General features: G+C 43.1%; 20 protein-coding genes and 1 pseudogene. 4 read left to right on the forward strand and 17 right to left on the reverse strand.

Annotated elements, in window-relative coordinates; genetic code table 11:
* Window positions 1–275: 275 nt before the first annotated feature.
* The 17 genes and pseudogenes from R8O10_RS22225 to R8O10_RS22305 all read right to left on the reverse strand — a co-directional run bounded on the left by R8O10_RS22225 (window position 276) and on the right by R8O10_RS22305 (window position 18,240).
* Window positions 276–737 carry a hypothetical protein gene (locus R8O10_RS22225; RefSeq protein ID WP_017821318.1) on the reverse strand — a complete coding sequence of 154 codons (462 nt, stop codon included), beginning with the start codon at window positions 735–737 and terminating at the stop codon, window positions 276–278.
* Between the two features lie 3 nt (window positions 738–740).
* A complete protein-coding gene (locus R8O10_RS22230; protein ID WP_005381186.1) occupies window positions 741–1,964 on the reverse strand; it encodes a type II secretion system F family protein in 1,224 nt (407 codons plus the stop codon).
* An 8-nt stretch (window positions 1,965–1,972) separates the two neighbouring features.
* On the reverse strand, window positions 1,973–3,697 hold the full coding sequence (locus tag R8O10_RS22235) for a GspE/PulE family protein (RefSeq protein WP_005381188.1): 1,725 nt from the start codon (window positions 3,695–3,697) through the stop codon (window positions 1,973–1,975).
* Window positions 3,694–4,788, reverse strand: a complete 1,095-nt coding sequence (locus R8O10_RS22240; RefSeq protein WP_318191742.1) for a tetratricopeptide repeat protein — start codon at window positions 4,786–4,788, stop codon at window positions 3,694–3,696. Before R8O10_RS22240 ends, R8O10_RS22235 begins: the two co-directional genes overlap by 4 nt.
* Entirely contained in the window at window positions 4,785–5,630 is an 846-nt protein-coding gene (locus R8O10_RS22245; protein ID WP_318191743.1) for an ExeA family protein, read from the reverse strand. The genes R8O10_RS22240 and R8O10_RS22245 overlap by 4 nt, the downstream gene beginning before the upstream one ends.
* 44 nt (window positions 5,631–5,674) lie before the next feature.
* The gene (mshL, locus tag R8O10_RS22250; RefSeq protein ID WP_005388471.1) at window positions 5,675–7,315 is read right to left on the reverse strand and encodes a pilus (MSHA type) biogenesis protein MshL; all 1,641 of its coding nucleotides are present in this window, start codon (window positions 7,313–7,315) and stop codon (window positions 5,675–5,677) included.
* Between the two features lie 20 nt (window positions 7,316–7,335).
* A complete protein-coding gene (locus R8O10_RS22255) occupies window positions 7,336–7,668 on the reverse strand; it encodes a hypothetical protein (RefSeq protein WP_005381196.1) in 333 nt (110 codons plus the stop codon).
* Entirely contained in the window at window positions 7,661–8,311 is a 651-nt protein-coding gene (gspM, locus tag R8O10_RS22260; RefSeq protein WP_005381197.1) for a type II secretion system protein GspM, read from the reverse strand. The genes R8O10_RS22255 and gspM overlap by 8 nt, the downstream gene beginning before the upstream one ends.
* Window positions 8,308–9,754: pseudogene (locus R8O10_RS22265) on the reverse strand (MSHA biogenesis protein MshI). Before R8O10_RS22265 ends, gspM begins: the two are co-directional and overlap by 4 nt.
* 11 nt (window positions 9,755–9,765) lie before the next feature.
* Complete coding sequence (csrD, locus tag R8O10_RS22270) at window positions 9,766–11,775, reverse strand: RNase E specificity factor CsrD (RefSeq protein WP_005381201.1); 2,010 nt, start codon at window positions 11,773–11,775, stop codon at window positions 9,766–9,768.
* A gap of 404 nt (window positions 11,776–12,179) precedes the next feature.
* Complete coding sequence (locus R8O10_RS22275; RefSeq protein WP_029854403.1) at window positions 12,180–14,351, reverse strand: ATP-dependent DNA helicase; 2,172 nt, start codon at window positions 14,349–14,351, stop codon at window positions 12,180–12,182.
* Complete coding sequence (locus tag R8O10_RS22280; RefSeq protein WP_029854401.1) at window positions 14,348–14,800, reverse strand: hypothetical protein; 453 nt, start codon at window positions 14,798–14,800, stop codon at window positions 14,348–14,350. Before R8O10_RS22280 ends, R8O10_RS22275 begins: the two co-directional genes overlap by 4 nt.
* A 54-nt stretch (window positions 14,801–14,854) precedes the next feature.
* Window positions 14,855–15,445 carry a recombinase family protein gene (locus tag R8O10_RS22285; protein ID WP_206625954.1) on the reverse strand — a complete coding sequence of 197 codons (591 nt, stop codon included), beginning with the start codon at window positions 15,443–15,445 and terminating at the stop codon, window positions 14,855–14,857.
* Window positions 15,446–15,608: 163 nt separating this feature from the next.
* Complete coding sequence (locus R8O10_RS22290; protein ID WP_206625955.1) at window positions 15,609–15,971, reverse strand: transcriptional regulator; 363 nt, start codon at window positions 15,969–15,971, stop codon at window positions 15,609–15,611.
* A gap of 155 nt (window positions 15,972–16,126) precedes the next feature.
* Window positions 16,127–16,330 carry a hypothetical protein gene (locus tag R8O10_RS22295; protein ID WP_206625956.1) on the reverse strand — a complete coding sequence of 68 codons (204 nt, stop codon included), beginning with the start codon at window positions 16,328–16,330 and terminating at the stop codon, window positions 16,127–16,129.
* A 61-nt stretch (window positions 16,331–16,391) separates the two neighbouring features.
* Window positions 16,392–17,699: a HipA domain-containing protein gene (locus R8O10_RS22300; protein ID WP_206625957.1), complete on the reverse strand. Its 1,308-nt coding sequence runs from the start codon at window positions 17,697–17,699 to the stop codon at window positions 16,392–16,394.
* 1 nt (window position 17,700) lies between these two features.
* A complete protein-coding gene (locus tag R8O10_RS22305; protein ID WP_206625958.1) occupies window positions 17,701–18,240 on the reverse strand; it encodes a hypothetical protein in 540 nt (179 codons plus the stop codon).
* Between the two features lie 106 nt (window positions 18,241–18,346).
* Between R8O10_RS22305 and R8O10_RS22310 the strand changes: the two genes are divergently transcribed.
* The 4 genes from R8O10_RS22310 (at window position 18,347) to R8O10_RS22325 (ending at window position 24,554) form a co-directional block, all read left to right on the forward strand.
* Window positions 18,347–18,556: a helix-turn-helix domain-containing protein gene (locus R8O10_RS22310; RefSeq protein WP_065645068.1), complete on the forward strand. Its 210-nt coding sequence runs from the start codon at window positions 18,347–18,349 to the stop codon at window positions 18,554–18,556.
* 201 nt (window positions 18,557–18,757) lie between these two features.
* Entirely contained in the window at window positions 18,758–21,457 is a 2,700-nt protein-coding gene (locus R8O10_RS22315) for a DNA methyltransferase (RefSeq protein WP_318191744.1), read from the forward strand.
* On the forward strand, window positions 21,426–23,393 hold the full coding sequence (locus R8O10_RS22320; protein ID WP_318191745.1) for a DEAD/DEAH box helicase: 1,968 nt from the start codon (window positions 21,426–21,428) through the stop codon (window positions 23,391–23,393). The genes R8O10_RS22315 and R8O10_RS22320 overlap by 32 nt, the downstream gene beginning before the upstream one ends.
* On the forward strand, window positions 23,394–24,554 hold the full coding sequence (locus R8O10_RS22325) for a GIY-YIG nuclease family protein (RefSeq protein ID WP_071233924.1): 1,161 nt from the start codon (window positions 23,394–23,396) through the stop codon (window positions 24,552–24,554).
* The last annotated feature ends 37 nt before the right edge of the window (window positions 24,555–24,591 follow it).

Raw genomic sequence — 24,591 nt, forward strand, 5'->3', positions numbered from 1 at the left:
TGAGCCTAGTGCGGTGAAAGTTGCACGCTGGGTTCTTAGAGGGACGGCACTTGGTAACAAGTGTCGTCTACTCGACAGCAACGTTCACTAAAACTGACCGTGAAGTGGATACTGTATCTACCGCTTGAGCAGAATGACGATTCGCCATTATTCAGTTCATGCTGCAATGAGAAAAACACATTATTGTTTACCCACTATTACAGCCTGTTACTTATGGTAATGATTGCATTATACCGACTTTCATTACCAATTATAGTGATTAGGTGTCAAAAAATTCACTCTGCCGACATTTCGACGTCTATTTTCAGTTGATTAGCAGTTAAGATAACTACAATCGACTGACCATTTTCATAAGTGTAGTGACAGACATAACGATCAGTTTTGATGGCTCCACTGATATCTATTAACTTGTTGGTCATTATTTTACGTTGGGGGTAATGCACCGCTAGCCAATAACCACAATCTAATACACCTTGCTGAGTAAAGGGAGACACTAACCCGTCCTCAGTCATAGTAAGGTTAAAACCATCCATCAGCATATGCTCTGGCTCGCCTTGTACTAGCCAAGCTTGACGATAACGCTGAACACTATCTTGCATCCAAACTCTCGCCAACTTAGCCCCAGTTACTTGTGCTTGCTCGGTCACAGGACGTAATTTGACCGCCAAACCCACCGCCATAATCGTAGCAATAACCCCAAACACAATAAGCGTTGCTCGGCTTTGATTTTCAACCACCTATTAGCCGCCTTTGATGATGTCGAGCATTCCCCACATTGGTAAGAAGATACCCAATGCCAGCACCATGACCATGCCTGCGACAATCACCAAAAGTAATGGTTCTATTCTTGCGGTCAGCGTTTTTAGATCGTAATCGACTTCTCGATCGTAAAAGTCCGACACCTCCAGCAGCAACTCATCAATACGACCAGTTTCTTCACCTACTGCAATCATCTGAATCACCAATGGGGTAAATATTTTACTGTTGATGGCCGTCACTGAAATGGTGCTACCCGCTTCAATTGCGGACTTCATCTCAAGAATTCGGTTTTCTAAAAAACGGTTCCCTAATGCTTCCCCGGCCAAAGCCAAAGACTGGTTAAGTGGCACACCTGATTTCAGCATCAACGAAAAGGTTCTGGCAAAACGAGAAAGCTGCGCACGATTAACGATATCGCCTACAATTGGCAGCCGAAGCCGAAACTTATCGAACTTCTCCCGACCATCAGCCGTCGCCACCCACGCTCTGAATACAGTAAACGCGCCAATCATTGCCACAACCAGCAACACCCAATAATTAACAAAGAAATTAGAAGTCGCGATCAAAATACGCGTCGGCAATGGTAGCTCAACCCCAAAGCGCGTGAACATCGATGCAAACTCAGGGATCACCAAGATATTCAATACAAACATGGCGATGGTGATAAAGATAATGACAAACGTCGGATAACGCATCGCCGCTTTAATGCGTTTGCGAGTCTCAAGTTCCTGTTCGTAGTAATTCGCCAGTTGCAATAGCGCTTGGTCAAGCCGACCCGTATTCTCACCGACGTTGATCATAGAAACGAACAGTGGGCTGAATACTTTGCTGTGTTGCTGCATCGCAGAAGACAAACCTCGGCCATTACTCAGTTCAGAAACGACATCTTCTAGCGCCTCTTTGAGCTGTTTGTTTTCGCAATTTTGCAACAAGCCACGCATAGAGCGCAGCAAAGGTACGCCAGCTTTAGTCAAACTAAACAACTGGCGAGAGAAAAGAATAATTACTTCCAACGGAATAGCAGGCACAAACAGCTTAGATAAGCTCACTTGGCTTTTTGCCGACTCTTTCTCTAAACGTACATTGAGCGGGATGACCCCTTTGTTCATCAATGCTTCCGCCGCAGCTTCTGAGTTCACTGCTTCGATTTTGCCGTTAGTGGATGAGCCGTCTAGCGTGCGGCCTTGATAACGAAAAGTTGGCATTCACTTACCTATATGAAAATGGGATCAGTCTTACCAGAAGCATCACCCTCACCTAGGGTCATCACTTCGTCCAAACTGACGGTGCCTTGTAGCGCCAGTTCCATTGCAGAAGCAAGCAGTGGCTTATAGTTTTCTGAGCGGCGCGCGGCTTGCGCAAAGCCAACCGCATCATTAGCGCGCAATTTATCCATCATCTCTTGCTCAAGTTCGAGCATTTCAAACACACCGATTCGGCCTCGATAACCAGTCAAGTTACAGTTTTGGCAACCTGCGCCTTTATAAAAAATGGTGCTAACTTGATTTGGGAAACGCCCAGCTAACCACTGCTGGCGAGACTCATCTAAGTGATCTTCTGTTTTACAATCTGGGCAAACTCGGCGCACAAGACGCTGCGCCACCACGGCTCTGACCGCACTAGCAACCAAGTAACCCGGCGCCCCCATATCGATCATACGTAACGCACTGTCGACAGCATCGTTGGTGTGAAGAGTGCTCAATACTAAGTGACCCGTTAGTGCAGCTCGCAGACCAATTTCTACCGTCTCTTGATCACGCATCTCACCAACAAGAATGATGTCTGGGTCTTGACGTAAAAAGGTTCTAAGAACACGCGAGAAAGTTAGATCGATCTTACTGTTAACCTGTACCTGAGTGATGCGAGGCAGACGATATTCAACCGGGTCCTCTGCTGTAATGATCTTTTTCCCAGGTTCGTTGAGCTCACTCAATGCGCCGTAAAGCGTGGTGGTTTTACCTGAACCTGTCGGCCCGGTAACCAAAATCATGCCGTGCGGACGCGCCAACTGTCGACGTAAGCGAGCAAGCAAGTCTGGCGGCAAGCCCGACTCTTCTAACGGACGCAAACCTGCGGACTGGTTAAGCAGACGCATTACCACAGATTCTCCGTACTGCGTTGGTAACGTCGACATACGAATATCAATTGATTGGCCACGAACTTTGATATTGAATCGGCCATCTTGTGGCAAGCGCTTTTCAGAAATATCTAGGTGTGCCATCAACTTCAGTCGAAGAACCAAAGCCGATGCAATGTTCACTTCATTTAAGAGCGTTTCATGCAATACGCCATCAATACGCTGGCGCAAACGCAACACTTGATCGTCTGGCTCAATATGAATATCCGAAGCTCCAACCTGTACCGCATCTTCAAACATGGAATTAACCAGCTTTACAACGGTAACCTCTTCACTATCGGCCTCATCAATACCGTAATCAAAGCTTTGTACATCTTTATGCTCTTCATGCAGCTGTTCAGCAAAGGAGGCTATCTCTTTAGTACGGCGGTAATAACGGTCAAAGCTTGAAATAAGCTGACGCTCTGAAGCCACAATGAACTCAAGGTTGTATTGACCTAACAAGTTCATCAATGATTCTTGGATGAACAAGTCCGCAGGGTCACTCATAGCAACGCGCAGTGTGTCCCCATTTCGAGCAACGACCATCGCACGTAAGCGACGTGCGTGTACCTCAGGTAAAATCTGCACGGCTTCGGCATCCACAGGTGCACGACCAAGATCGATCAGTGGCAAACCAAGCTGCTGAGACAAGAAGTCCAACATTTGCTTTTCAGTAATAAAGCCAAGGTCAATTAACGCATCCCCTAACTTCTGCCCGGTACTGCGTTGTGCGTTTAGTGCTTGCTGGATTTGTTCTTCAGAGACGATACCTTCCTCAACCAGAAGATCGCCCAAGCGTTTTCTCAACTGAATTTTCATTGTGCGCTCTCCAACTCTTTCAAGATGCTCAAACGGTCACGGATAAATGCTTGCGATTGATTCGAAATGCCAACTTTACCCAGAGCTTGGTTGTAAGAGTTAATCGCGGCAGTAAAAGCCAGGGCGCGCTCTTGTTGAATAGCCAAACCTAACCACCAGCGCGCGTTTTCCGGCTCACGCTGAGTGAGGAGTTGATAGCTCTCAAGCGCAATGTCATTTTGCTTGTGTTTTTGTGCCAATGCCGCACGCATCGCCAAGTAATCTCGACTTGGTACTGGAGGCAAATGAACAAGCGGGCTCAGCGCCGCTTCAGGTTGATTAGCTTTCACTAACAACTTAGACAAGGCCAAGCGGAGTACTTGGTTGTTCGTATCTAGGTTGATGCCTTCTTGAATAATCTCATATGCTTTACGCGTGTCACCTTTACCAAAGTACAACGCTGATAACTTTTGACGCGTGTCTGCATTCATTGGCTCATAACGCAACGCCTCGGCATAAGCCGATAACGCCGTTTGCATATCGTTAGCATCGAGTGCCTTTTCCGCTCGGCTAACCGCTTTAAGAGATAATTGGCGGTGAGTAAGCTCAACCTGCTCAATGCGCATTGAACTGTTTTCTGATGTTGTGTGGGTTACGTGATCGTGTTGCTCCTCGCTCGGCATCGTTGCTAACTGCGCGAGTAAAACTGCATCTTCAGAGGCGATATTTATCTCAGATCTTGGCGTGAACCTATCAGTCTCTTGCATGTGAGGCTGTTGCGCTACCGGCTGTGTGGCTGGTTTGGTGTAAACCACTTGAGTTGTATCGGGCGTCATTTTACTCGTTGGCGAGTGAGTGCGCTCCGATGAAACAATTGGTGAGACATTCACAGACGACAGTGGCATAGCGTCGGTTTGAAACTGTGATAGCTCGCCTGAAGGGACAGGACCGCGAGAGACCGCCCAGCTACCAACCGCAAGGCTTAACGAAAAACCGGCGACAAGCCAAAGCCAAGGTTTACTGCGTGAGACACTTGGAATCTCCGCATGAGTAAGCTCTGACGGCGATGTTTTTTCAGCAAGTTCTGATAATGCTTTATTGATGGCACTCAAGGTTGACTCCATCCCCAAAATACGGGTGTTTTAAACTTAGGTTTACGAGCATCAAACGTATCGTGCATAGCGGCGTAAACGTGATGATTTTTCAATAGTGTGTAACGCTCATTAAATGCAGCAAGCAACGACTTGTGGCTAATTTGGTTTATCAAGCGCGGAATCCCCATGGATGAACGCCAAATCGCTTTTTTCTGTTCAATAGAAAAAATGTGCGCCCCATTGCCTGCTTTATCTAAACGATTATTGATGTAAGCCACGCCTTCATCGATAGAGAGAGGACGTAACTGGCAACTAAACGTAATGCGTTGACGAAATTGCCTTAGCTCATGGTTAGCTAATCTTTCATCCAACTCAGGTTGTCCGAATAACACCAATTGAATGAGCTTATCTTGTTCCGTTTCTAAGTTGCCAAATAGACGTAATGTTTCTAAAGCTTGTGGGGAAAGAGCTTGCGCTTCATCAACGATCAAGACGGTTTTCTTTCCCAAGGCATGTACTTGAATCAAGTGCTCTTGAATGAGGGAAACGATACGCAGCGGATCATCGTTCTCGATACCCAACTCTCTGGCGACAGCAAACTGCAACTGTTCCCCATTCAACACTGGATTGGGTAAGTAAATAAGCTCAACTTCAGATTCAATCTGCTCGATCAGCTTACGGCATACCATGGTTTTTCCAGTGCCGACTTCTCCCGTCACCTTAATCACCCCTTCTCCCATTTGCACGGCAGCTAGGATGGTTTGGATCGCCTCATAGTGAGGGACTAACCCCAAGAACATTTCTGTATTTGGGGTTAACGAAAAAGGCTGAACTCGGAATCCAAAGTGGGACAAGTACATACTCGAATCACAAACCTATTAAAAAACAGAACCTTTCCCAGCGCTTATTGCGCATCTGGGAACCACTCTTGCAGCAGATCACGAGAGCGCTCTAGCTCTTTCTGCCAAGAGTTCACGCCAACTACGGTCGGTTTTAGCAAGATGACCAATTCTGTTTTCTCAGTTACGTTATTCACGTTGCGGAACAAATGCCCCAGTGCTGGTACATCGCCCAAAAATGGGACTTTAGAAACAAGCTCACGATTTTGCTGTTTCATCAACCCGCCGATAACCACAACATCGCCATCTTTAGCACGAATAACCGAGTCTGATTCACGAATAGAGCTTTTCGCTAATGGCAGTTGGATGTTTTGGAAATCTCCGCCCAAGTTCAATTGCTTCACTTCTTCCGTGACTTCAATAACTGCGGGGTGAACATGCAGGAACACATTGCCTTTGTTATCAATTTGCGGAGTCACATCAAGGGAAATACCCGAGAAGAATGGCGTCAGTTCCACTTCAGGAACCGCATTTGAGTTTTCACCGTTGCCTGCATTGCTCGATAGCTCGGTAACAAAGTACTCATCGGTACCCACTTTGATAACAGATTTTTGGTTGTTGGCAGCGGTAATACGAGGGCTCGAAAGGACGTTCAAGTCACCTTGCGTAGACATGAAGCTCAATACAGCATTGAAGTTACCATCCGAAATAGTCACGTTAGTTTGACCGCCCAATAGCGTGCCAATCGCATCCAATGGTGGTAATGTCGACGCAGGGCGGTTGACTACGATACTACCCGAGTTACCAATTGATGCCGATAAGTTTGACCAGTTGATGCCTTGTTGGTAGCCATCATTCAACGTCACTTCTAGGATTTTAGCTTCAAGAATGACCTGGCGCTGCATGCGCTCCTGCGATACACCTAAGAACTCGCGTACTTCGCGAATATCATCTGGAAATGCTCGAACCGTAATAACTCCCGCTTGTGGCGTTACAACCACACTTTGCCCTTTGCCTGAACCAATTAGATTCGCAACGGCTTGCTGTAGCATAGGCCAGAAGTCACTTTCAGTGATGGTTTCGATGCGTGTACCACCCGTAGATGTGGTTGAGCTATCGTTGTTGTTTCCATTGTTAGAGTCTGACGAGTCAGAACTGTCTGAGCTACCACCAGAATTAGACGTACCAGCCGAGGTTACAGAGCCCGTAACAATGCTGGTTAACGAGCGACCAGAACGCTTGAACTGTAGGTAATCGACTGGAATGGTCACAGTACGCATACCTGCTGGGTAGATTTGAATAACTTTGCCAGACTTCACCACGTCATAGCCATACATATTCTGTACGACATTCAGAACTTCATCCAATGTCACATCTGACAAGTTGACGGTGATATTACCTTGTACCGATGGGTGAATCGCCACGCTGTACTCTGTGCCTTTCACCAACGAGGCGAAAAAGCTTCTTGCATCGACCGCATTCGCTTGAATACGAAAACGCTTCGAGGTGCCTTGCTCTGATGCAACGTTCGAGTCTAAATTTGGCATCAAGTCTGCCTCAACAGAAGAAGGGATTTCTTCCAATGTGCGGCTGTTCGCTTGATTGATCGATTCATTGAGCGCTTCTTTAACTTCCACTGGATTCCGATGACCCATTGAACATCCCATTAAAGAAGCAATCGTTATTCCTACAACTAATTTGCGCATATCTGATCGGGCTCTGGTTATTATTGTTTTACGTTTAAATCAAAAAGCTCTAGGTCCCACTGACGGTTACCACGCTTTAAAGTTACAAATTCACTATTAATGCTCGCGACGCGATAACCCTTAAATAGCTCGCCTTTTTCGACAAGTTTGTTATCCATAATCGCGATACAATCAGTACTTGGCTTACACACAATACTGTTGAGCTTAGGCAGTCGATACCGTTTAACTTTTGGTTTCGCTGACGTTTCAACCGCTGGCTTTTCCCAACCAAGTGGGGCCGTTGGGTCCTGGTTTGCCCAAGCGGTTCCTGCCGCTGCCATAACAAGCAATGAGATGATGAGTTTGTTAACCACCAATAAACTCCTCTCTAGATCCTAGTGTGTAGACTTCTAACACAAGCTTCGCTTTCGGGTACTCTTCGACTTTATAACTAAAGCTGCGCCAGTAATAACTCGCAGGAAGGCTCTCCAATTTATTCAGATAATTAGCAATAGAAAAATAGTCACCAGTCAGTTCCATACGAACAGGATGCACGTAGTAACCAGAGTATTGCGATGCTTCTTTATCTTCCGTTATTGGCTCAGATGGCAAGGTTTGCAGAGACAAAAGGTGAATGCCACTTTGCTGCTCCAACACATTTTCAAGCAGCTCAGCCATTTGCGAAGGTGTAATAAGATGCTCGATGATCTCCGCTAATTGCATCGAAAGATGCTGACTCTCAGCTAACAGATTAGATATCGCGCGATCAATCTCAGCATTTGGATCTTTCTTAAGTTGCGCCTGAATACGTAGCGTATCGATTTCAATCTTTTGATTGGCTTGCTTTAAATTACTTAGTTGCCTCTCATTACTGATGATCTCGTTAAGCTTTGGCTCCAATACCAGCGTAAAGAGCAACATGATCACGACAACTAAACCGCACAATGCGGTGAGCACTTTTTCACGCGTACTCATTTCGCCAAAGCGCCCTTCTAATGAGAGCCAGAATTCGTTCATTTCTCTTTATCCTCGCGCGTTTTTAGTTCAAACGTCACAATATCCTTATCATTTCGACCTATTTTGACGTCATCAAACGTTCGGCCAACCAAGCTAATTTCATTTTTAAATTGGCTGACCCAATTGGGCACTGAGCTCGGTTTTTTCGCTAGTCCCTTCAGGTCTAAGGTATGGGTATTGATTCGAATTTCGGACAAAGAAATTTCTTGGTTTCCTAGCTTCGCTAATGATTGCATCACGCCAGAGTAACCCGTGCGTTGCGAGTCATCGTATTTCCCGACAGCTTTAAGCGAGTCTCGCTTCGCCTTGACTTCACGCTCTAAGCGGGCTTTAGCTGCCAGCTTATTATTGTCAGGTTGATGCTTACGTAGCTTGACTTGATAACGTTCAAGCTCTGACTTCATGATATCGCCTTTACTTTTTACAATAGCAATCTCATCTTCCAAACCGCTGCTCTGCCAAGTGACATAACCGTAAGAAAATAGAATTGCAGCCGCCGCAACGCCCCAAGATAACGCGATATTTTTTAGCGTCAGGAGCTCTTTTTTCGGCTTTAAGTAATCGGGATATAAGTTGACGCGTCGAGTATTTGAAGTAGCCGCAGTGTCAGCCAAAACATGTCCTGATAGCTCATGTTCTGGTGGTAATAACGGTGAAACCTTAGTACTTAAACGGTAGTTCAGAGCCTGAACAAGCTCGCTCTCATCCTCTTCATCACAGCACACTTTCAATTGATGTAATTGCACGTGGCGTAACTGAGATGAAAGATAGTCAATCGAACGTTGCAGTTCTAACGACAGACTGTCCATCTGTAAATCGCTAGACGGAACCCCCGTTAACGGTGGCGTCACACTGCGAATAGAGCGGTGGAACGCAATAGTATTTTCGACAAAAGCGCTTATACGGAAATGACCACGCACACTGCGTTGTAATAATAGGAAGTTTCCTAGTTCACCCGCAGTCTCTCCCCAAATATCGTCTTCAGGAAGAATGGCTTCTAATGGTAACTGGGCTCGACTGGCCAGTAACACAATCTTATCCAATATTTTTTCGCGATAAGACGTATGCTTGCACTTTGGTTAAATTCGGTAACTCGACCGCATCGGCAATAATGTCGATGGCACGCTCAGAGATCAGTTCTTTCAACAAAAACGGTAATGCGGCTGGCCATTCTTGACGCGGCATGACCGGTTTGTCGATTTGGTACATCTGGTAATAGTTATGAGAAAGAACAACCGTTAATGAATCATACGCACTCGCTGCAACGCTCAATGCTTGCTCGACGGCTTTTTCCCAATTGGACTCAGAAATATCAAATTGGTATGGACGACTACTTTTGATTGAAGATGATAAATAAACGGCGTCTGGCTGAATAACCAAAAAGCAGGAGCGATCACCACTAGATGATCGCTTAAGCTTGTCGAATAGTGCTTTGAAATCCATGATTATTATCTTTATTTTTTCCGCCAGCGATTTCGTCTTCCCAATTTAACTTGGGATTCTGATTGAGAATTCGGCAACGCTTGGGGACGAGGAAGAAACTGCTGCTCCGCAGAAAAGTAACGTCCTTGCCCACCATAAACCCCGAGCTCAATTAATGTGTTGAGCTCGTTCTGATTCTCAATTCCCACTGCTATAATTTTAGTTTTACTGTTTGCCGCCGCACCTAGCATACTGCGGACAAATAGTTGGTTTTCATGTCGTTGGTCGATTTTTGCTACTAAACTGCGATGAAGTTTAAGGTAACGAATGTCCACTTCTTTTAAATAGTGAGTGCTGACGATGGTACGCCCAGCCTGCCCAACCATTAAGTGGCACCCTAAACCGGCCAGCATTTTAGCGACTGGTCGCATAAAGTCTAAGTGTCTTACAAATTGTGCTTCAACAAACTCAAAACTGAGACACTTTCTCTGCTCACGTGACAACTGTAAGAGTTCATCACGAAACCATTTAAAGTACTCTCGGTTAGAAAATGGCGTTACATTCAAATTGAGCGCATACGATCTTGAGTTATCAAAATTATCCTTAAACTCTCTTAAGAATTTATTAATAACCGACTTATCCATTTGCGCTTCATAACCAACCTGTCTGATCGCAGAAATGAACCGAGACGCTTTAACAATCCCATTCTCAGGATCGCGAATCCGACATGTTAACTCTTCATATAATGATTTTTTATGCGTCGCGTCACTTATTGGGTGCACAGATTGTGCGTAGAGTATCACACTTTCAGGTGTAAGTGCTGTGTCAAATAACGTTCTCCACCTCACACTTCCGCGAGCTTCTTCATCGTGGTTCCATTTTTTGAAGCGACTCCAATTATTGTTATTTTGTAGTTGCGCACTACGCAAAGCAGTCTCGGCTTCATCAATGATTTGGCTGTGTCGCTCACCTTCTTTATAAGTGGTGATGCCAATATGGCACCAGTTGTCTGGATCAAGTGGCTCTGGCGGCATTAACTTTTCTAACTGGCGAATGCATTGCGAGGCAAGGTTAGCCACATCTTTCGCACTTTGGTGCGGTAGAAAAAGCGCAAAATCAGCATCGTAATAACGGGAAAATACAACATCTGGGTATCGTTGAACTAAATTGGACAATAAACTCCCAACTTCAACAATAAACTCATCCGTAATTTGCTTATCTTGCTCTTCTTCAACCAGTTTCCAGTCTTGAATACGCACTAGCAACACGGCGCCGCGAGCCCCACTTTCTAGTAACGCCGATTCCAACTTGCTATCAAATAACACTCGGTTAGCGGTACCGGTTAGCTTATCAAGGAAGGTTTGAGTTCGAATAAAGGTATCAAATCGGCTTCGCTCTTGACGCGCATCTTGTAACTCTTCGATTAATACATCGAGCGCTTCACTGGCGGTGTAAGGCCATTCTTTTTTGTCACCTTTGGCATACTGCTCCACCCTACCAGCCAGGATCATTCTGCCTCGCTCTTCGAGCATTTCGGAGCCTTCTAATTGTTCCTTAAGCCATGCTACGCCGCGCATTAAGCAGAAGATGATCAATATAACGGCAAGCGTGATCGACCAAAGCGCCTGCATTGAGTAGCTGTAACCTAAGTAAGGGGGAATTGCTTTAAAGTGAATCGTGTAATCTTGATTGTGAGTCAGCTGGTACTCAGCCTCAAACAAGACTGACGCTTCCATTTGATGAGAAGTATCTTTGAAGCGATAAACAACGGCGTTGTTGGTCGACAACGTCATTTCGACAATATTGGAAGCCTGTAGCATTTTCGGCATCCAGCGCTGCATAGAATAAGCGGCGTCAGGATCTTCCATCTCCTTGTCGACCACCTCTACGATCCCTTCTAAATAATGGGTGAGATATTCCTGCCCAAGACGTTTAAAAGAGAGGGTGCCACCGACAAACAAGATAAACATGGCGCAGATAACGATCATGGTGACAAAGGCCACCAGCCGTGTGCTTAACTTAAGAGTTGGGGTATACCTCATGAATACCAAATTCCTTTTTTATTCATCATATACCTTATTGAAATATTTATACTTGATAAGAGTTCATCAAACAATCGGATTAGTCTGATAGTGAGAGGCTGGAGCATAAAGAAAATCACACTCATTGATAAGTTTTATTGTTACGCCTAACCTTGCCAAGATAAGCCTGTGAGATCATTAGATTGCGACAATAAAAAAGGCCGCGATATTCGCGGCCTTTTCGATTCAAGCATAAGCAGAATTTAAAACGGTTAACTAAGACAAACAAAACCAAAACAGGGTCAGTACAATTAAAATTTCCATATTAATCAACAATATAGAGATACTGACCCCATTTGAAAAATCAACCTTTCACGAGCTAAATGTGTAAAAACATCCGCATTTTTTACTTAATTCAGCTCTATTTAAGCATTTTTCAACATTTCTGACAAAGCTGTTTTGCGTGTATCCAAAGCACTGCGCTTGTTTATCCCATACTGAAAGTCATACTCCTTACCAATGATATGTACCTTACTTTCGGCTCGTGTTATGGCTGTATAAAGCCAACTTCGATCAAGCAACAAGCTTCGCTCCAGCAGCACGATTACATTCTCAGCTTGCGAGCCTTGCAACTTATGTAGCGTTAGTGCGTAAGCCAGCTCTATGTATTCGAATAGCTGCCAATCGACCTTTAAAGATCTTTTGCTTCCATCCTCGCCAATATCCTCTAGCTCAATGACACAAGCATACTCTTCGGTTGCTTCAGCGTTTGTTATCACGCCCAAAGTGCCATTTTGAACATCGTATTTATAGTTTGTCAGGGTTATAACTATTGGATCGCCTTCTCTGAACTCATAGTTTCCTTTAGTGATCGGCATATTTGTTAGATCAAGTAACCGACCATTAGGGTTCACCTCTGCTTGTAACTTGAGGTTAGCATTTCTTACGGTGGCATTCGTCGATGCTACAATCATCGCCCTGTCGTATTTCAAATACACCGACACAGCGTCCTGAAGCAGGTCATCACTTGATTCATGGAACGTAATATCAGACGTCGTTAAAGAAGATGGCTTATTGCCATTGCGTATGTCATTCGAATACGCAGGAATAGAACTAATAGCGCCTTGTCGCTTAACCACATCTAGTTCGACATGATTGATTACCCCACTCTTAATAACATCATGCAAAATTAACCCTGCATTGATCGGAGGTAACTGATTAGGATCTCCCACGAGTACGATCCTTGACTTGTCGGAGAACAAAGTAACCAAACGCCACATAGTGTAAGCGTCTAGCATCGACGCTTCGTCAATCAGTAAAACACTGTTATCTGGAATACTGTCTTTACGTAATAATCGCGCTATCGTCATACAATTAATGCCAATAGACTGCTGAAGGCGTCTAGCTGCTTTTCCTGAAAGCGCTACTGGATAAATACTAAAACCTAATTTTTGATAGGCATCAACGATAAGCTTCGTGGTTGTCGTTTTACCTGTGCCAGCACCTCCAGTGAGAGCAAAAATATGGCTGACTAATGCTGTCCTTACAGCTCTTGCTTGAGCTTCCTCAAGTTTCCAACCTTCAGGGATAGAAGTAGTGAACGCAACCTCTAGTTCACTTCGCCAAAGGCTTCCCATCTTGCTGAGTTTGCTGAATCGTTTGGCTATTGTTTTTTCAAAAATATAGTTGCCTGAGGCGTAGTATTTGTCATCGTGTTTTACAAAACCGATGATGTCGCCAGTTAACTGTTTAGCCCTTTCAATAAGTAACTTGTCGTTATTTAAGTAGGTGCGAATCGTATGTTCTATATCACGCCAAAGTGCAACCGTATGCCCTTTGTCACTCCATAGACGCAAAGATTGTTCAATTATAGCTGCAAGCCTTATTTCATCACTTGGTTCAACTTTGAAGTGCTTTTGTGCGATCTCGTCAACCTTGCTAAATCTCATACCCAAAGAGAACAAGCGGTACGGATTCGTTTTCAAAAATCCAATTGCATCCTTACCTGACAATCTAAAAAGTTGACGTTGAATAGGTTCTTCTACCTCCCACTCGACTAACTGGCTCGCATACTTGAGATTGGCATATTTTCTAAAACCTTGATAAAGCGCATTTACCGTCCCATCACTCCTCAAAACATCCTTGATCGCTTGAAAGTTACTTATTGATTTATCATGTTTATATGGTTCATCTTTTTCGCATTCGAGCATGGTGAAAATGTCACTACGGAATTCAGCCCAGAGTAATTGTGCTTTCACCCTGCCAATACCGACAAACTCTTTCTCAGAGCTTAAAAAGTTAACGAAACCAATACCATTGTCAGGCATCACACACTTAAGTTTGGGTTGCATGAAACGCCACACGTCCACATAACCACCCACACTAACTGGCTGTTGTCGCACACTATAGTTATTCTCTTTTAATATCTCCCATTGCTGCCCTACTTGCGGCTTCATATTTAGCTGGTTTTGAGTAGTTAGCAATACGATTCGGTGTGCTCCAGCGTTTTGGTTAACAAACACAGCTCCTAACTGAACATTATCAGGATGATATTGATATATCTGGGTAATCCGAACCAAGAAAGTACCGTTACTCATTTCCAAAGCCCCATTTCAATGAGAACTTCTTTAAATTCAGATAGCCTAGCGACTTCGGCGGTAAGTTTTGCATTCTCAGCTTGTAACCGAGCATTGAACCGCTTTAAGTCACGAACCTTGATGCTATCTGTTATACCCTCGTCCATATTGTCCTGGAACACTCCCCTGACTTCAGCGCTCTGTTCTTCCAGTGGCAGATTCTCTTTCCGTTTTTGATACACCCCCTCTGTTGCAAGCTCTTTCTTAAGCTCATCGAATAGTTCGAAGAGTTTTTTGTTTCTAGATGCTTTGAATGCAGACGAATCAAAACCAAGCTCATCTGCTATCTTTTTGGGACTTAAAGTATCACCATGCCAGTAATCCAGCCAATTCGGAGGGTTCTTGGCCTTCATTTCATCAACCCACGCAATGAAGAGATTTCTATTTCTTTGTCCTTTCTCTTTGCTCAACTGGTCTTCTCCTAGATTCTATTTGCACCAATCCCCAAATCCCGATATTTCAAATTAAAGACGCGATTTAAACAGACTCTCTTGTTCCAAATCTGGTGCCGCATCTAGATATCTGTTGAGCGTTGGCCTAGAAATATTGAAGTGCTTAGCCACATCAGATTTTTGTACTGAGGGATCTTGTAGCATCGATTTCGCGAGCTTAATTTGCTTATCTGTGAGTTTTTGCTTCCTGCCACCTTTTCTGCCTCGCGCTCTTGCAGCTTTAAGTCCAGCCTTGGTTCTTTCCACGATAATATCTCGCTCAAACTCAGCTATAGCTCCAATCACGTTAAACACTAGCTTCCCTGTAGATGTTGTTGTATCAATGTTTTCGGACAATGATTTAAACTGAACTCCGTTGCTCTTAAACATCTCAAGCAAAGTAATAAGATCTTTAAGACTGCGTCCAAGCCTATCGAGTTTATAAACTACAACTATGTCATCCTGGCGAAGGGAGTCTAGTAATCTAGTAAGTTCAGGGCGATCTTTGGTCTTAGCTGAAGCCTTTTCTATAAAGATTTTTTCACAGCCAGATTTGGTTAGTTCATCAATCTGATAATCACAGTTTTGATCTGTAGTGCTTACTCTCGCATATCCAATTATCATGAAACACTCCCATGCGTTTATGTTACATAGTTTAGTTTACGAGTTTTGTTACGGAAAATGGAAGGATATTCATTAAAATATGATGAGAAAGGAGATGTAACACAAACCTTCGTTTTATTTACATCAAAAAACGGAAAGAACTACACGGTACTTGAAACACTTTTCAAAGGGTAAAATTGTTGCCCATGACGATCTCGAACTTCGTAAACAACGCTATTGGTCGAGATTCCATTCCCCTCACATCTAGATAAGCAAAGCCCTTAGATGAAAGAGCTTCGAAAGCATCAGTAACATCCTTGATACTGCGCCCACTCATTTCAGCAAGTTCATCAAGACTGTTTGGCTTCTCGCGAGCAATCAAATTCAACAGTTCAACATTTTCGTTAGACAACAGTTGTGAAAGCGCAGCCAGTGACTCAAACAAAAATTGAGGGTAAGGTTCTTCAGACGTCACTTTTCCTTCTGCAATACGAACCATACGCTTACGAGCAAGCTCTTCTGATAGAATACCGATTTTTGCTTTCATACCATCCACACTCCTAATAGTCGCCATCTAAATCGACTAAATAATCGCCGACGATCACATCTAATTCTTTTTTCATTTCTTGGGAAGAAGCAATCAACAGAAGTGGTTCTTACACGAAGTTTCTGTCAGACCACGGATCTTTTCTTTTTCGCGCTTCATTGCTGGCTACTCCCGTTTTTTATTGACGCAATCACTTTTAATAAGTCGGTCGTGATTGCTGGGCATTTGTCGTTCATAAAAACCGTTACTTCATCTCCAAATTTCATCGTTACGATTCCATTCTTATCGACACTTAACAGAGCGAAAGACTGCCTCAAATCAAGAGTCGTGTTACTTCCATTGGTCGTGGTTTCAGCCATATTTCCCCTAACTGCTAACGAGTATGTTTACAACATGGGCAACAATTGTTACCCCAGATGTTTACTTAATTGTTCTGTTTAACTTTTCAACGATTTCAGTGGCATGTTGAAATATTGCGTCCTTTACTAACGCGAACTCCTGTCCAGGGAATCTTTTGTCTATGGAGCTAAGTGCGCTACTAAATTGAGCGAGAAAGGTAGAGACGATTTCATGGCAGTTCGCATTGCTGATACCGAACTGAGCAGCTGTCTGCTCTATATGGCGTAAGCAAATTTTGTTGATATGGTATTTGTATCCTCGTGATGCTTTCAGTCCCATAGCTAGCTTTAACTTTCGCTTATTTAACCCAGAGGCACCGACGGCAGGATAAGCTGATAGCAAATCGTAGAACGGTGCGAGCTGATAGTGTCCGCCAGGAGCAATATGCACGGAAAAGTTCTTGAGATGACCGTCAGTGGCACCAAGAAGGCACTGTAAAACCATGAACTTAAAAAAGTCATGATTGTTCGCCTCGCTTTGCGCAGAGAGACTTAAAACATCAACAATTTTGGAGACACCTAGGTTGTTCTCCGATTGATATTTTTGATGTTCAGGTACACCAAAAATCTGGCAGAAATCTTCTTGGTGTCTACGAGTCACAGCTCCGTTACCAAAACATCGGTCGAACCGTTCCACAGCAAGGGCTTTAGCTCCTGATTCAGTCGTTATTATCTCTATATTAGGAACGTTAAAGCCAAGTTTCTTCGCAATTTGAGTACAGATGAATTCATTCTCAACACTGCTGCTCATATCTAGTACCGAGTTGCTTTGCGCAATCGCATCCATTGGATATTTGATAATGTGGCTACTTAGTGTTTTCTCTTGAGGTACATACCATTTACCATTCAACTTAGTTAGAGTTGTTTTTCGCTGTGTTCCCGAAATGCAAGGTCGATAATCCCCAAAAAATGGAAGAAATGACTTACGCTGGGTAACGAGTTCATTTAATTCACTTGCCGAGATCTCTCGATATTTCCACCCTATCTTTGGCGTATCCCTACTCTCAGTAAATGAAATACCGCCCGTGCAATCGTGACCAATTTTTGAGAGTAAGGTGAATACATCTTGGGATTGCACACCGACCGAGTGAGCCAGACTTAATCGTTCTTCTTTCAAGTCAGGAAGCAGGTTGTGAATAAAATTCAGTGCATTAAATGATGAACATTCTCCCTTTACAAGCGGCAGGCTTAACGAGATCGGGAAAGCTGAATCATATGCTAACCATTGTTCAGAATACGAAAATGACCAGTAGGTCTTCGACTGTTGGACAAACTGCCCCACGAGCATGTTGTTATTTGTGACATGTGCGTAAACTATAGAATTATGCAAATTAGCTCCCACTTTCTTCTAATTGAGCTGTGTTTTTGTAGAAGGTAATTGCATTTTCTACTGCCAGCATTTCGGCTTTGAGATCCAATCTACGATTGTCATGCTCTGAGATGTATTGCTCTATGCATGGCCTAAGCTCGGAGTATTGCGCACACAACCGATTGAAATGCCTCCATGCCCTGCTGTGAAGAGAATAGGACTCTGACAGCTCTGACTGTTTATCTTGCAAAATCGTCAAAAGGCTTTCTTTTTTAAGAGAAAGGTAGTTGGAGTCCTCACTGTAGTTGTCGTAATCTACGACCTCCCAGTCGATATGGTTAAACATAAAACCTTTGGAAAATTCTTCATCACCATGCTTATCGAAACCACACGAAAGGACTGCACCGATAAGCGACATCTCCTTCAACTTTTTTTCGACGTATTCATCCGATAAGTATTCTTTTTCATCACAGTCTATTGGAAAGGACGTTAAGTCATTAGCAGAGAAATGTTCATTGTAATAAATGGCGAGAAATAACTCTTTTCTGATCTTTATCTTCATGTGTTCAAAAAACGGCCTTTATTGATGAATTTGAGGATTATAATCCGTGGAGTTATATGCCGCAACTGTGTAATTGTTCAACAAATTAATTGCATAAATAAAAAACATGAACAAGAAGCTTGCAGCACTTGTGGGCAAACGCATTGTAAAAATGAGGAAATCCAAAGGGTTAACTCAAGATAAGCTCGCGTTGTTCGCAGAGATAGATAGAAGTTATGTGGGACGCATTGAGCGCGGTGAAGTCAATATCACGATTGAGAAGTTGTATGAGATTGCTGAGACTTTGGGCTGTGACGCTAAGGAGTTGCTGCCATAGTTGTGCAAGCTTTCATCCTTAGCATCAAGCCCGTATCCCGTATAAATCGCTGCAACAATAAACGTAAACCTGCGATTATACCTCCTAGCCTAGGATATTAGACGGTAAGAGCCAAAAGACACAAAAAATGTAGGTGTTCTCATGGTTCATTACAAACGTTGAATATACAATGCAACCAATGTCATTTGAGCAGTAAAAAACATGAATAGCGTACAAATAGAAGAAAATGTTAAGAGCTTGGTAAAACAAGTATCAAGCCAAGAAATCTCAAAAGATGCTTTTATCTACGAGCTATTGTTGGCTTACGGACATCGTAAGTCAGTAGTCAGCCGTGTTAAGTCAGGTGAACGTAATCTTGCTAAGAGTACTGGTGAGGTGATTTTAAAGCGTCATCTGTACTTCAAACCATGTACCTCAAACTTGTTCGCTGAAATTGATGCGCTCAAGAACAGCAAAACGGTTGCTACTAATAAGATTCGTTTTGTTGTTGTTACTGATTTCTCTCAGCTCATTGCTATTGATACCAAGACTCAAGACACGCTTGATATCGAGCTTGGTCAACTAGCGAAGCACTTCGATTTCTTCCTGCCTTGGGCGGGGATGGAGAAAATGGTTTACCGTGGTGAGAACCCTGCGGATGTTAAAGCTGCTGAGAAAATGGCAGATTTCTTTGACCACATCAAGGCCACTAACTACCCAGTAAATGCTACCAGAGAGCAACTCCATGAAATGGTGGTCTTCCTCAACCGCTTGCTTTTCTGCTTCTTTGCCGAAGACACCAAAATCTTCTCTGAGAACCAGTTTACGAATCTTTTGAACCAACACACTCAGGAAGATGGATCCGATTTGGTTGGTGTGTTTGAGCGCCTTTTCGATGTGTTAAATACACCTGCGCATCAGCGTAACGATTTACCTAAGTATCTTAATGACTTCCCCTACGTGAACGGTGGTTTGTTTAAGAAACAAATAAAAGTACCTACGTTTGATGCCAAAGCTCGTCGAATGCTACTGGATTCAGGTTCTTTAGATTGGTCTGATATCAACCCAGATATCTTCGGTTCTATGATTCAAGGTGTTGCCGACCCAGAAACCCGTAGCAAAATGGGGATGCACTACACATCGGTATCAAACATTATGAAAGTGATTGAGCCGTTGTTCTTGAACGATCTTTATGAAGAGTTTGATAAGTGTAACGACAACATCAACAAACTAAAGAAACTTCAGGTGCGTCTAAGCCGAATTAAGTTCTTTGACCCAGCGTGTGGTTCAGGCAACTTCTTGATCATCACATATAAAGAAATTCGAGAGTTAGAAATTGAGATCCTAAAGCGCATTCGTGAGCTTGAGGGCGAGTCGGACTCAGGAATGATGGGGTTATTTGACGAGTCTCATTCGGCAATCCGTCTTGACCAGTTTTATGGTATTGAGCTTGATGACTTCGCTCATGAGATGGCAATCCTTTCTCTTTGGCTAGTCGAACACCAAATGAATATGGTGTTTGAGACCGAGTTTGGTTACACGGCACCAACGCTGCCATTGAAGCAAAGTGGACGAATTGTTGCGGGGAATGCGGCTCGCATTAGCTGGGAAAGTGTATGTCCTGCTTGTGATAGTGACGAAGTTTATATTTTGGGTAACCCTCCTTATCTTGGAACTAGAAACCAAAATACTGAACAAAAAGAGGATATTGACGCAGTTTTTGGTTCATTCAAGAAAAGAAGAAAACTAGATTACATCTCAATCTGGTTTATGAAAGCGAGTAATTACATTAAAAACAATAAGTTAAGTTCTTGTGCGTTTGTTTCAACCAATTCTATTTGTCAAGGTGAGCAAGTACCTATCTTATGGCCACTCCTTTTAGATGGTTTGAGGATCAGGTTTGCCTATAAGTCATTTAAATGGAAAAATAATGCAAGGGATAATGCTGGGGTAACGGTTGTTATTGTTAGTTTATGTGGAGTTGAATCAAATAAAACTCAATTATTTGATGACAGCATTATTTCAACACCAAAAAATATTAATCCTTTTTTGTTAGATGCCCCCACATTATTTATCGAGGCTAGAACTAAGCCTATTTCAAATGTTCCGAAGATGGTTAGAGGTAATTATACAGGTTGTTGTAATGCTTTGATTTTAAGTAAAGATGAATATTTATCCTTGGTAAAAGAGTATCCAGAAGCCAAAGTGTTACTAAGGAGGATGATTGGTTCTTCAGAATTAATCAATGGTACAGAAAGATATTGCTTGTGGATTCATGATAGTTCGTTGGATGAAGCTAAAGCAATACCTCCAATTAATTCAAGAATAGAAGAAACCAAATTGGAAAGGGCTAATAGTAGTGATAAAGGACAACAAAAAATTTCATCACAAGGTCATCAGTTCAGAGAATTTCACTCAACGAAAGAAAGTTCGATCGTCGTTCCTGTAGTGTCTTCTGAAAGAAGGAAATATTTGCCCTGTGGGTTCATAAGTTCTGAAGAAATCGTACCAAACTCCGCGCAGGTTATTTATGAGGCACCAGCATGGGTGTTCTCTATTCTAATGTCTGAATACCACATTCTTTGGGTTAAATTATTGTCTGGTAAGCTAGAAAACCGCATTAGATATTCTTCGTCATTGTGCTGGAATACTTTCCCAATTCCTGATTTATCCGAGATAGATAAAGAACGATTGGAAAACTCAGCTTACGCAATTTTAGAAGCAAGGGAAGATTACCCTGAGTTATCTCTCGCTGAATTATATGATCCAGACAAAATGCCTAGTTCTTTAGTAAAAGCTCATGAGGCAAATGATAGATTGGTTTCTTCAATTTACTCGAGTAAGGAATTTACTAACGATGAGAGTAAGTTGAAAATCTTATTGGAACAATATGGAAAAATGGTGGGTGGTAAAAATGCCTGATTTAGTCCATGTAACCTATGCGCAAACAGGTGAAAGCACTAACACCAACGATATGGGGATGCGAGCCATGCAGGCTCGCGCTTTTGAGCAGCGTGCAAGCCAATATCTATTGATTAAAGCGCCACCTGCTTCTGGTAAATCTCGTGCTTTGATGTTTATTGGCTTAGATAAGCTTCATAATCAAGCTATCAATAAGGTTATTGTTGCCGTTCCTGAACGTTCTATCGGTGGCTCTTTTGGCTACACCGAGCTAACGAAGTACGGTTTCTTTGCAGATTGGAACATCAACCCGCATTACAACCTATGCACGTCTGCCAGCAATCAAAGCAAAGTTAAAATCTTTAAAGAGTTTTTAGGTAGTGACGAGCGCATTTTAATTTGTACTCACGCTACCTTGCGCTTCGCTTATCAAGAGTTGGAAGACACTGCTTTTGACAGCACCCTACTGGCAATCGATGAGTTCCATCATGTTTCTGCTGATGGTGACAACGTGTTGGGTGATGTGCTGCGTGCGCTTATCGAGAACAGCACTGCACACATCGTTGCGATGACTGGCTCTTACTTCCGTGGGGATAGTGTATCTATCCTGACCCCAGAAGATGAGATGAAGTTTGACAAGGTTTCTTTTAACTATTATGAACAACTGAACGGCTACCAGTACCTCAAGTCTTTGGGTATTGGCTACCACTTCTACAAAGGGCATTACCTCACTGCAATAGAAGAGGTGCTGGATACCGATAAGAAAACGATTGTTCATATCCCAAATGTAAACTCTGCTGAATCAGGCAAAGATGACAAGTATGAACAGGTAGCAGCTATCTTAGATATTATTGGTGAACACCAATTCACTGATCCTGAGACTGGTGTCATTCATATCAAGCGTAAGGAAGATGGCAAAATCATCAAAGTTGCAGACCTCGTATGGGATGAAAAAGACAGAGAAAAAACCCAAGCGTTTTTACGTGACATTGAGCATGAAGATGACATCGATATCATTATTGCGCTAGGCATGGCGAAAGAAGGATTTGACTGGAGTTTTTGTGAGCATGCTTTGACAATTGGGTACCGCAACTCTTTGACTGAAATCGTACAGATTATTGGTCGTTGTACTCGTGATAGCCACAATAAGACTCACGCTCAGTTTACCAACTTGATTGCGGAGCCTGATGCTTCAAGTGATCAAGTAAACTATGCCGTGAACAACATGCTCAAGGCAATCACTTGTTCTCTTCTCATGGAGCAAGTGTTGGCACCAAACTTTAAGTTTAAAGCAAAAGATCCAGCCGATAAGGAGCCAACACCGCCTGGAGTGATCAGTATTGGTGGTTTAAAAGAACCAAGTACCAAGCGTACTAAGCAGATATTAGAAACAGACCTTGATGATCTAAAAGCCTCTATTTTGCAAGATGACAACATCGTGAAAGCCTCAGCAGCAGGTCACGATCCTGAAGTTATCAACAAGGTGTTGATCCCTAAACTTATCGAGAAGAAGTATCCAGATCTTTCTAAAGATGAGATCGAGGAGATTCGTCAACGAGTGGTTGTGGACTCAGCGATCTCAACTTCTGAGGTTAAAGAAGAAGGGGGCAAGAAATTTGTTCGTATGGCGGATAAGTTCATCAATATTGATGAGCTACACATTGACCTTATCGATCAGGTCAACCCGTTCCAGAAAGCATTTGAGATTCTGTCAAAAGCAGTTAACACCGACACGCTTAAGTTGATTCAAGACTCTATCGAATCAACTCGCATGCAAATGTCCAAAGAAGAAGCCATAGCACTGTGGCCGAAAGTTCAAGAGTTTGTGAAAGAACACAATCGACATCCAGACCTTAACTCTCGCAATGGTCGTGAGCGTGAGTTGGCTCAGTGCATTATCTATCTGCGCCGCCTCGCTCAAGAACAAGCGGCACAAGCACAGAAAGAGGTAATGTAGATGGAAGATTGGCTGAAAGATATTATTGCTTCCGATACGTTAGGGTTATTAAAAACAAAACCTAAATCATCGGCACCAACCGCCGATGATCACTTAATTGCTAAGTTTAAGCAGATTAACGAGTTTTTTGATAAGAATGGAAGAGAGCCGCAAGCGAATCGCAGCAATCCTATAGAGCTGATGCGCAGCAAAAGCCTGGAGTCTATCCGTAGCAACGAACAGCATTGTCGTGCGCTAGAGCAGTACGATATTCATGGACTTCTACCACGGTTTGAAGAACCGAAACCAGACTCTATTGAAGCGATACTTGCTGATGACATGTTAGGGATATTGGAATTACCTGATGACAGCATCTTCAATCTCAAACACGTTAAGAAGACCCTAGAAATGCCTCGTCATGTTGCCAAGCGTAAGAAGTGTGCCAACTTTGACGACTATGAGCCTCTGTTTAAACAGTGCCATACTGACCTTAAAACAGGCGAAAAAGAAGCGGTTCAATTCACTGGGGAGCAGCAAATTCAAAAGGGTATGTTCTTCATTCTTCATGGCATCACTTGTTATGTCTCTGACATGGAAGAGAGGCAGAAGAAGAATGGTAAGGTAAATGCTCGATTACACCTGGTTTTTGAAAACGGCACGGAATCTGACATGTTGCTGCGCTCGCTAGCGACTGAGCTATACAAGGATGAGACGGGACGTCGAATATTAGATAAAAGTGATAAAGCTTTAGATGAGTTGCTAAACATCACTAGTGACGATCAAAAGTCTGGTTATATCTATATCCTAAAATCTTTAAGTTGTGAGCCTGAAATCAGCAGTGTACGTAATCTATACAAAATTGGTTATTCAACCACACCTGTAAAACAACGTATTGCTAATGCCGAGAATGAGCCAACCTACCTAATGGCACCAGTTCAACTAGTGTCAGAGTTTGAGTGCTACAACATGAAAGCTAATAAGTTCGAAGGTTTGTTGCACACTTTCTTTGGGCATTCTTGTTTGGATGTGAAAGTGGCAGATCACAAAGGGATTGCCCATACACCTAGAGAATGGTTTATTGCTCCTTTAGAGTGCATTAAACAGGCAATACAGATGCTGATCACGGGTGACATTGTTAACTATCGTTATGATGCTATAACTCAAAATATTGTTGAGCGTTAAACGAGTGAATGAGGCATTAGATATCCAGATAGATAAT

Source organism: Vibrio sp. 1727, from assembly GCF_033344415.1.
In the GTDB taxonomy this organism is placed as follows: Bacteria; Pseudomonadota; Gammaproteobacteria; order Enterobacterales; family Vibrionaceae; genus Vibrio; species Vibrio alginolyticus.

Bases quoted from the DNA above. Each gene is read 5' to 3' on its own strand.
- R8O10_RS22315 (WP_318191744.1), top strand. From the start codon at position 18,758: ATGAATAGCGTACAAATAGAAGAAAATGTTAAGAGCTTGGTAAAACAA.
- R8O10_RS22310 (WP_065645068.1), top strand. From the start codon at position 18,347: ATGAACAAGAAGCTTGCAGCACTTGTGGGCAAACGCATTGTAAAAATG.
- R8O10_RS22325 (WP_071233924.1), top strand. From the start codon at position 23,394: ATGGAAGATTGGCTGAAAGATATTATTGCTTCCGATACGTTAGGGTTA.
- R8O10_RS22290 (WP_206625955.1), bottom strand. From the start codon at position 15,971: ATGAAAGCAAAAATCGGTATTCTATCAGAAGAGCTTGCTCGTAAGCGT.
- csrD (WP_005381201.1), bottom strand. From the start codon at position 11,775: ATGAGGTATACCCCAACTCTTAAGTTAAGCACACGGCTGGTGGCCTTT.
- R8O10_RS22285 (WP_206625954.1), bottom strand. From the start codon at position 15,445: ATGATAATTGGATATGCGAGAGTAAGCACTACAGATCAAAACTGTGAT.
- R8O10_RS22320 (WP_318191745.1), top strand. From the start codon at position 21,426: ATGGAAAAATGGTGGGTGGTAAAAATGCCTGATTTAGTCCATGTAACC.
- R8O10_RS22305 (WP_206625958.1), bottom strand. From the start codon at position 18,240: ATGAAGATAAAGATCAGAAAAGAGTTATTTCTCGCCATTTATTACAAT.
- gspM (WP_005381197.1), bottom strand. From the start codon at position 8,311: ATGAACGAATTCTGGCTCTCATTAGAAGGGCGCTTTGGCGAAATGAGT.
- mshL (WP_005388471.1), bottom strand. From the start codon at position 7,315: ATGCGCAAATTAGTTGTAGGAATAACGATTGCTTCTTTAATGGGATGT.
- R8O10_RS22275 (WP_029854403.1), bottom strand. From the start codon at position 14,351: ATGAGTAACGGTACTTTCTTGGTTCGGATTACCCAGATATATCAATAT.
- R8O10_RS22235 (WP_005381188.1), bottom strand. From the start codon at position 3,697: ATGAAAATTCAGTTGAGAAAACGCTTGGGCGATCTTCTGGTTGAGGAA.
- R8O10_RS22295 (WP_206625956.1), bottom strand. From the start codon at position 16,330: ATGGCTGAAACCACGACCAATGGAAGTAACACGACTCTTGATTTGAGG.
- R8O10_RS22245 (WP_318191743.1), bottom strand. From the start codon at position 5,630: ATGTACTTGTCCCACTTTGGATTCCGAGTTCAGCCTTTTTCGTTAACC.
- R8O10_RS22230 (WP_005381186.1), bottom strand. From the start codon at position 1,964: ATGCCAACTTTTCGTTATCAAGGCCGCACGCTAGACGGCTCATCCACT.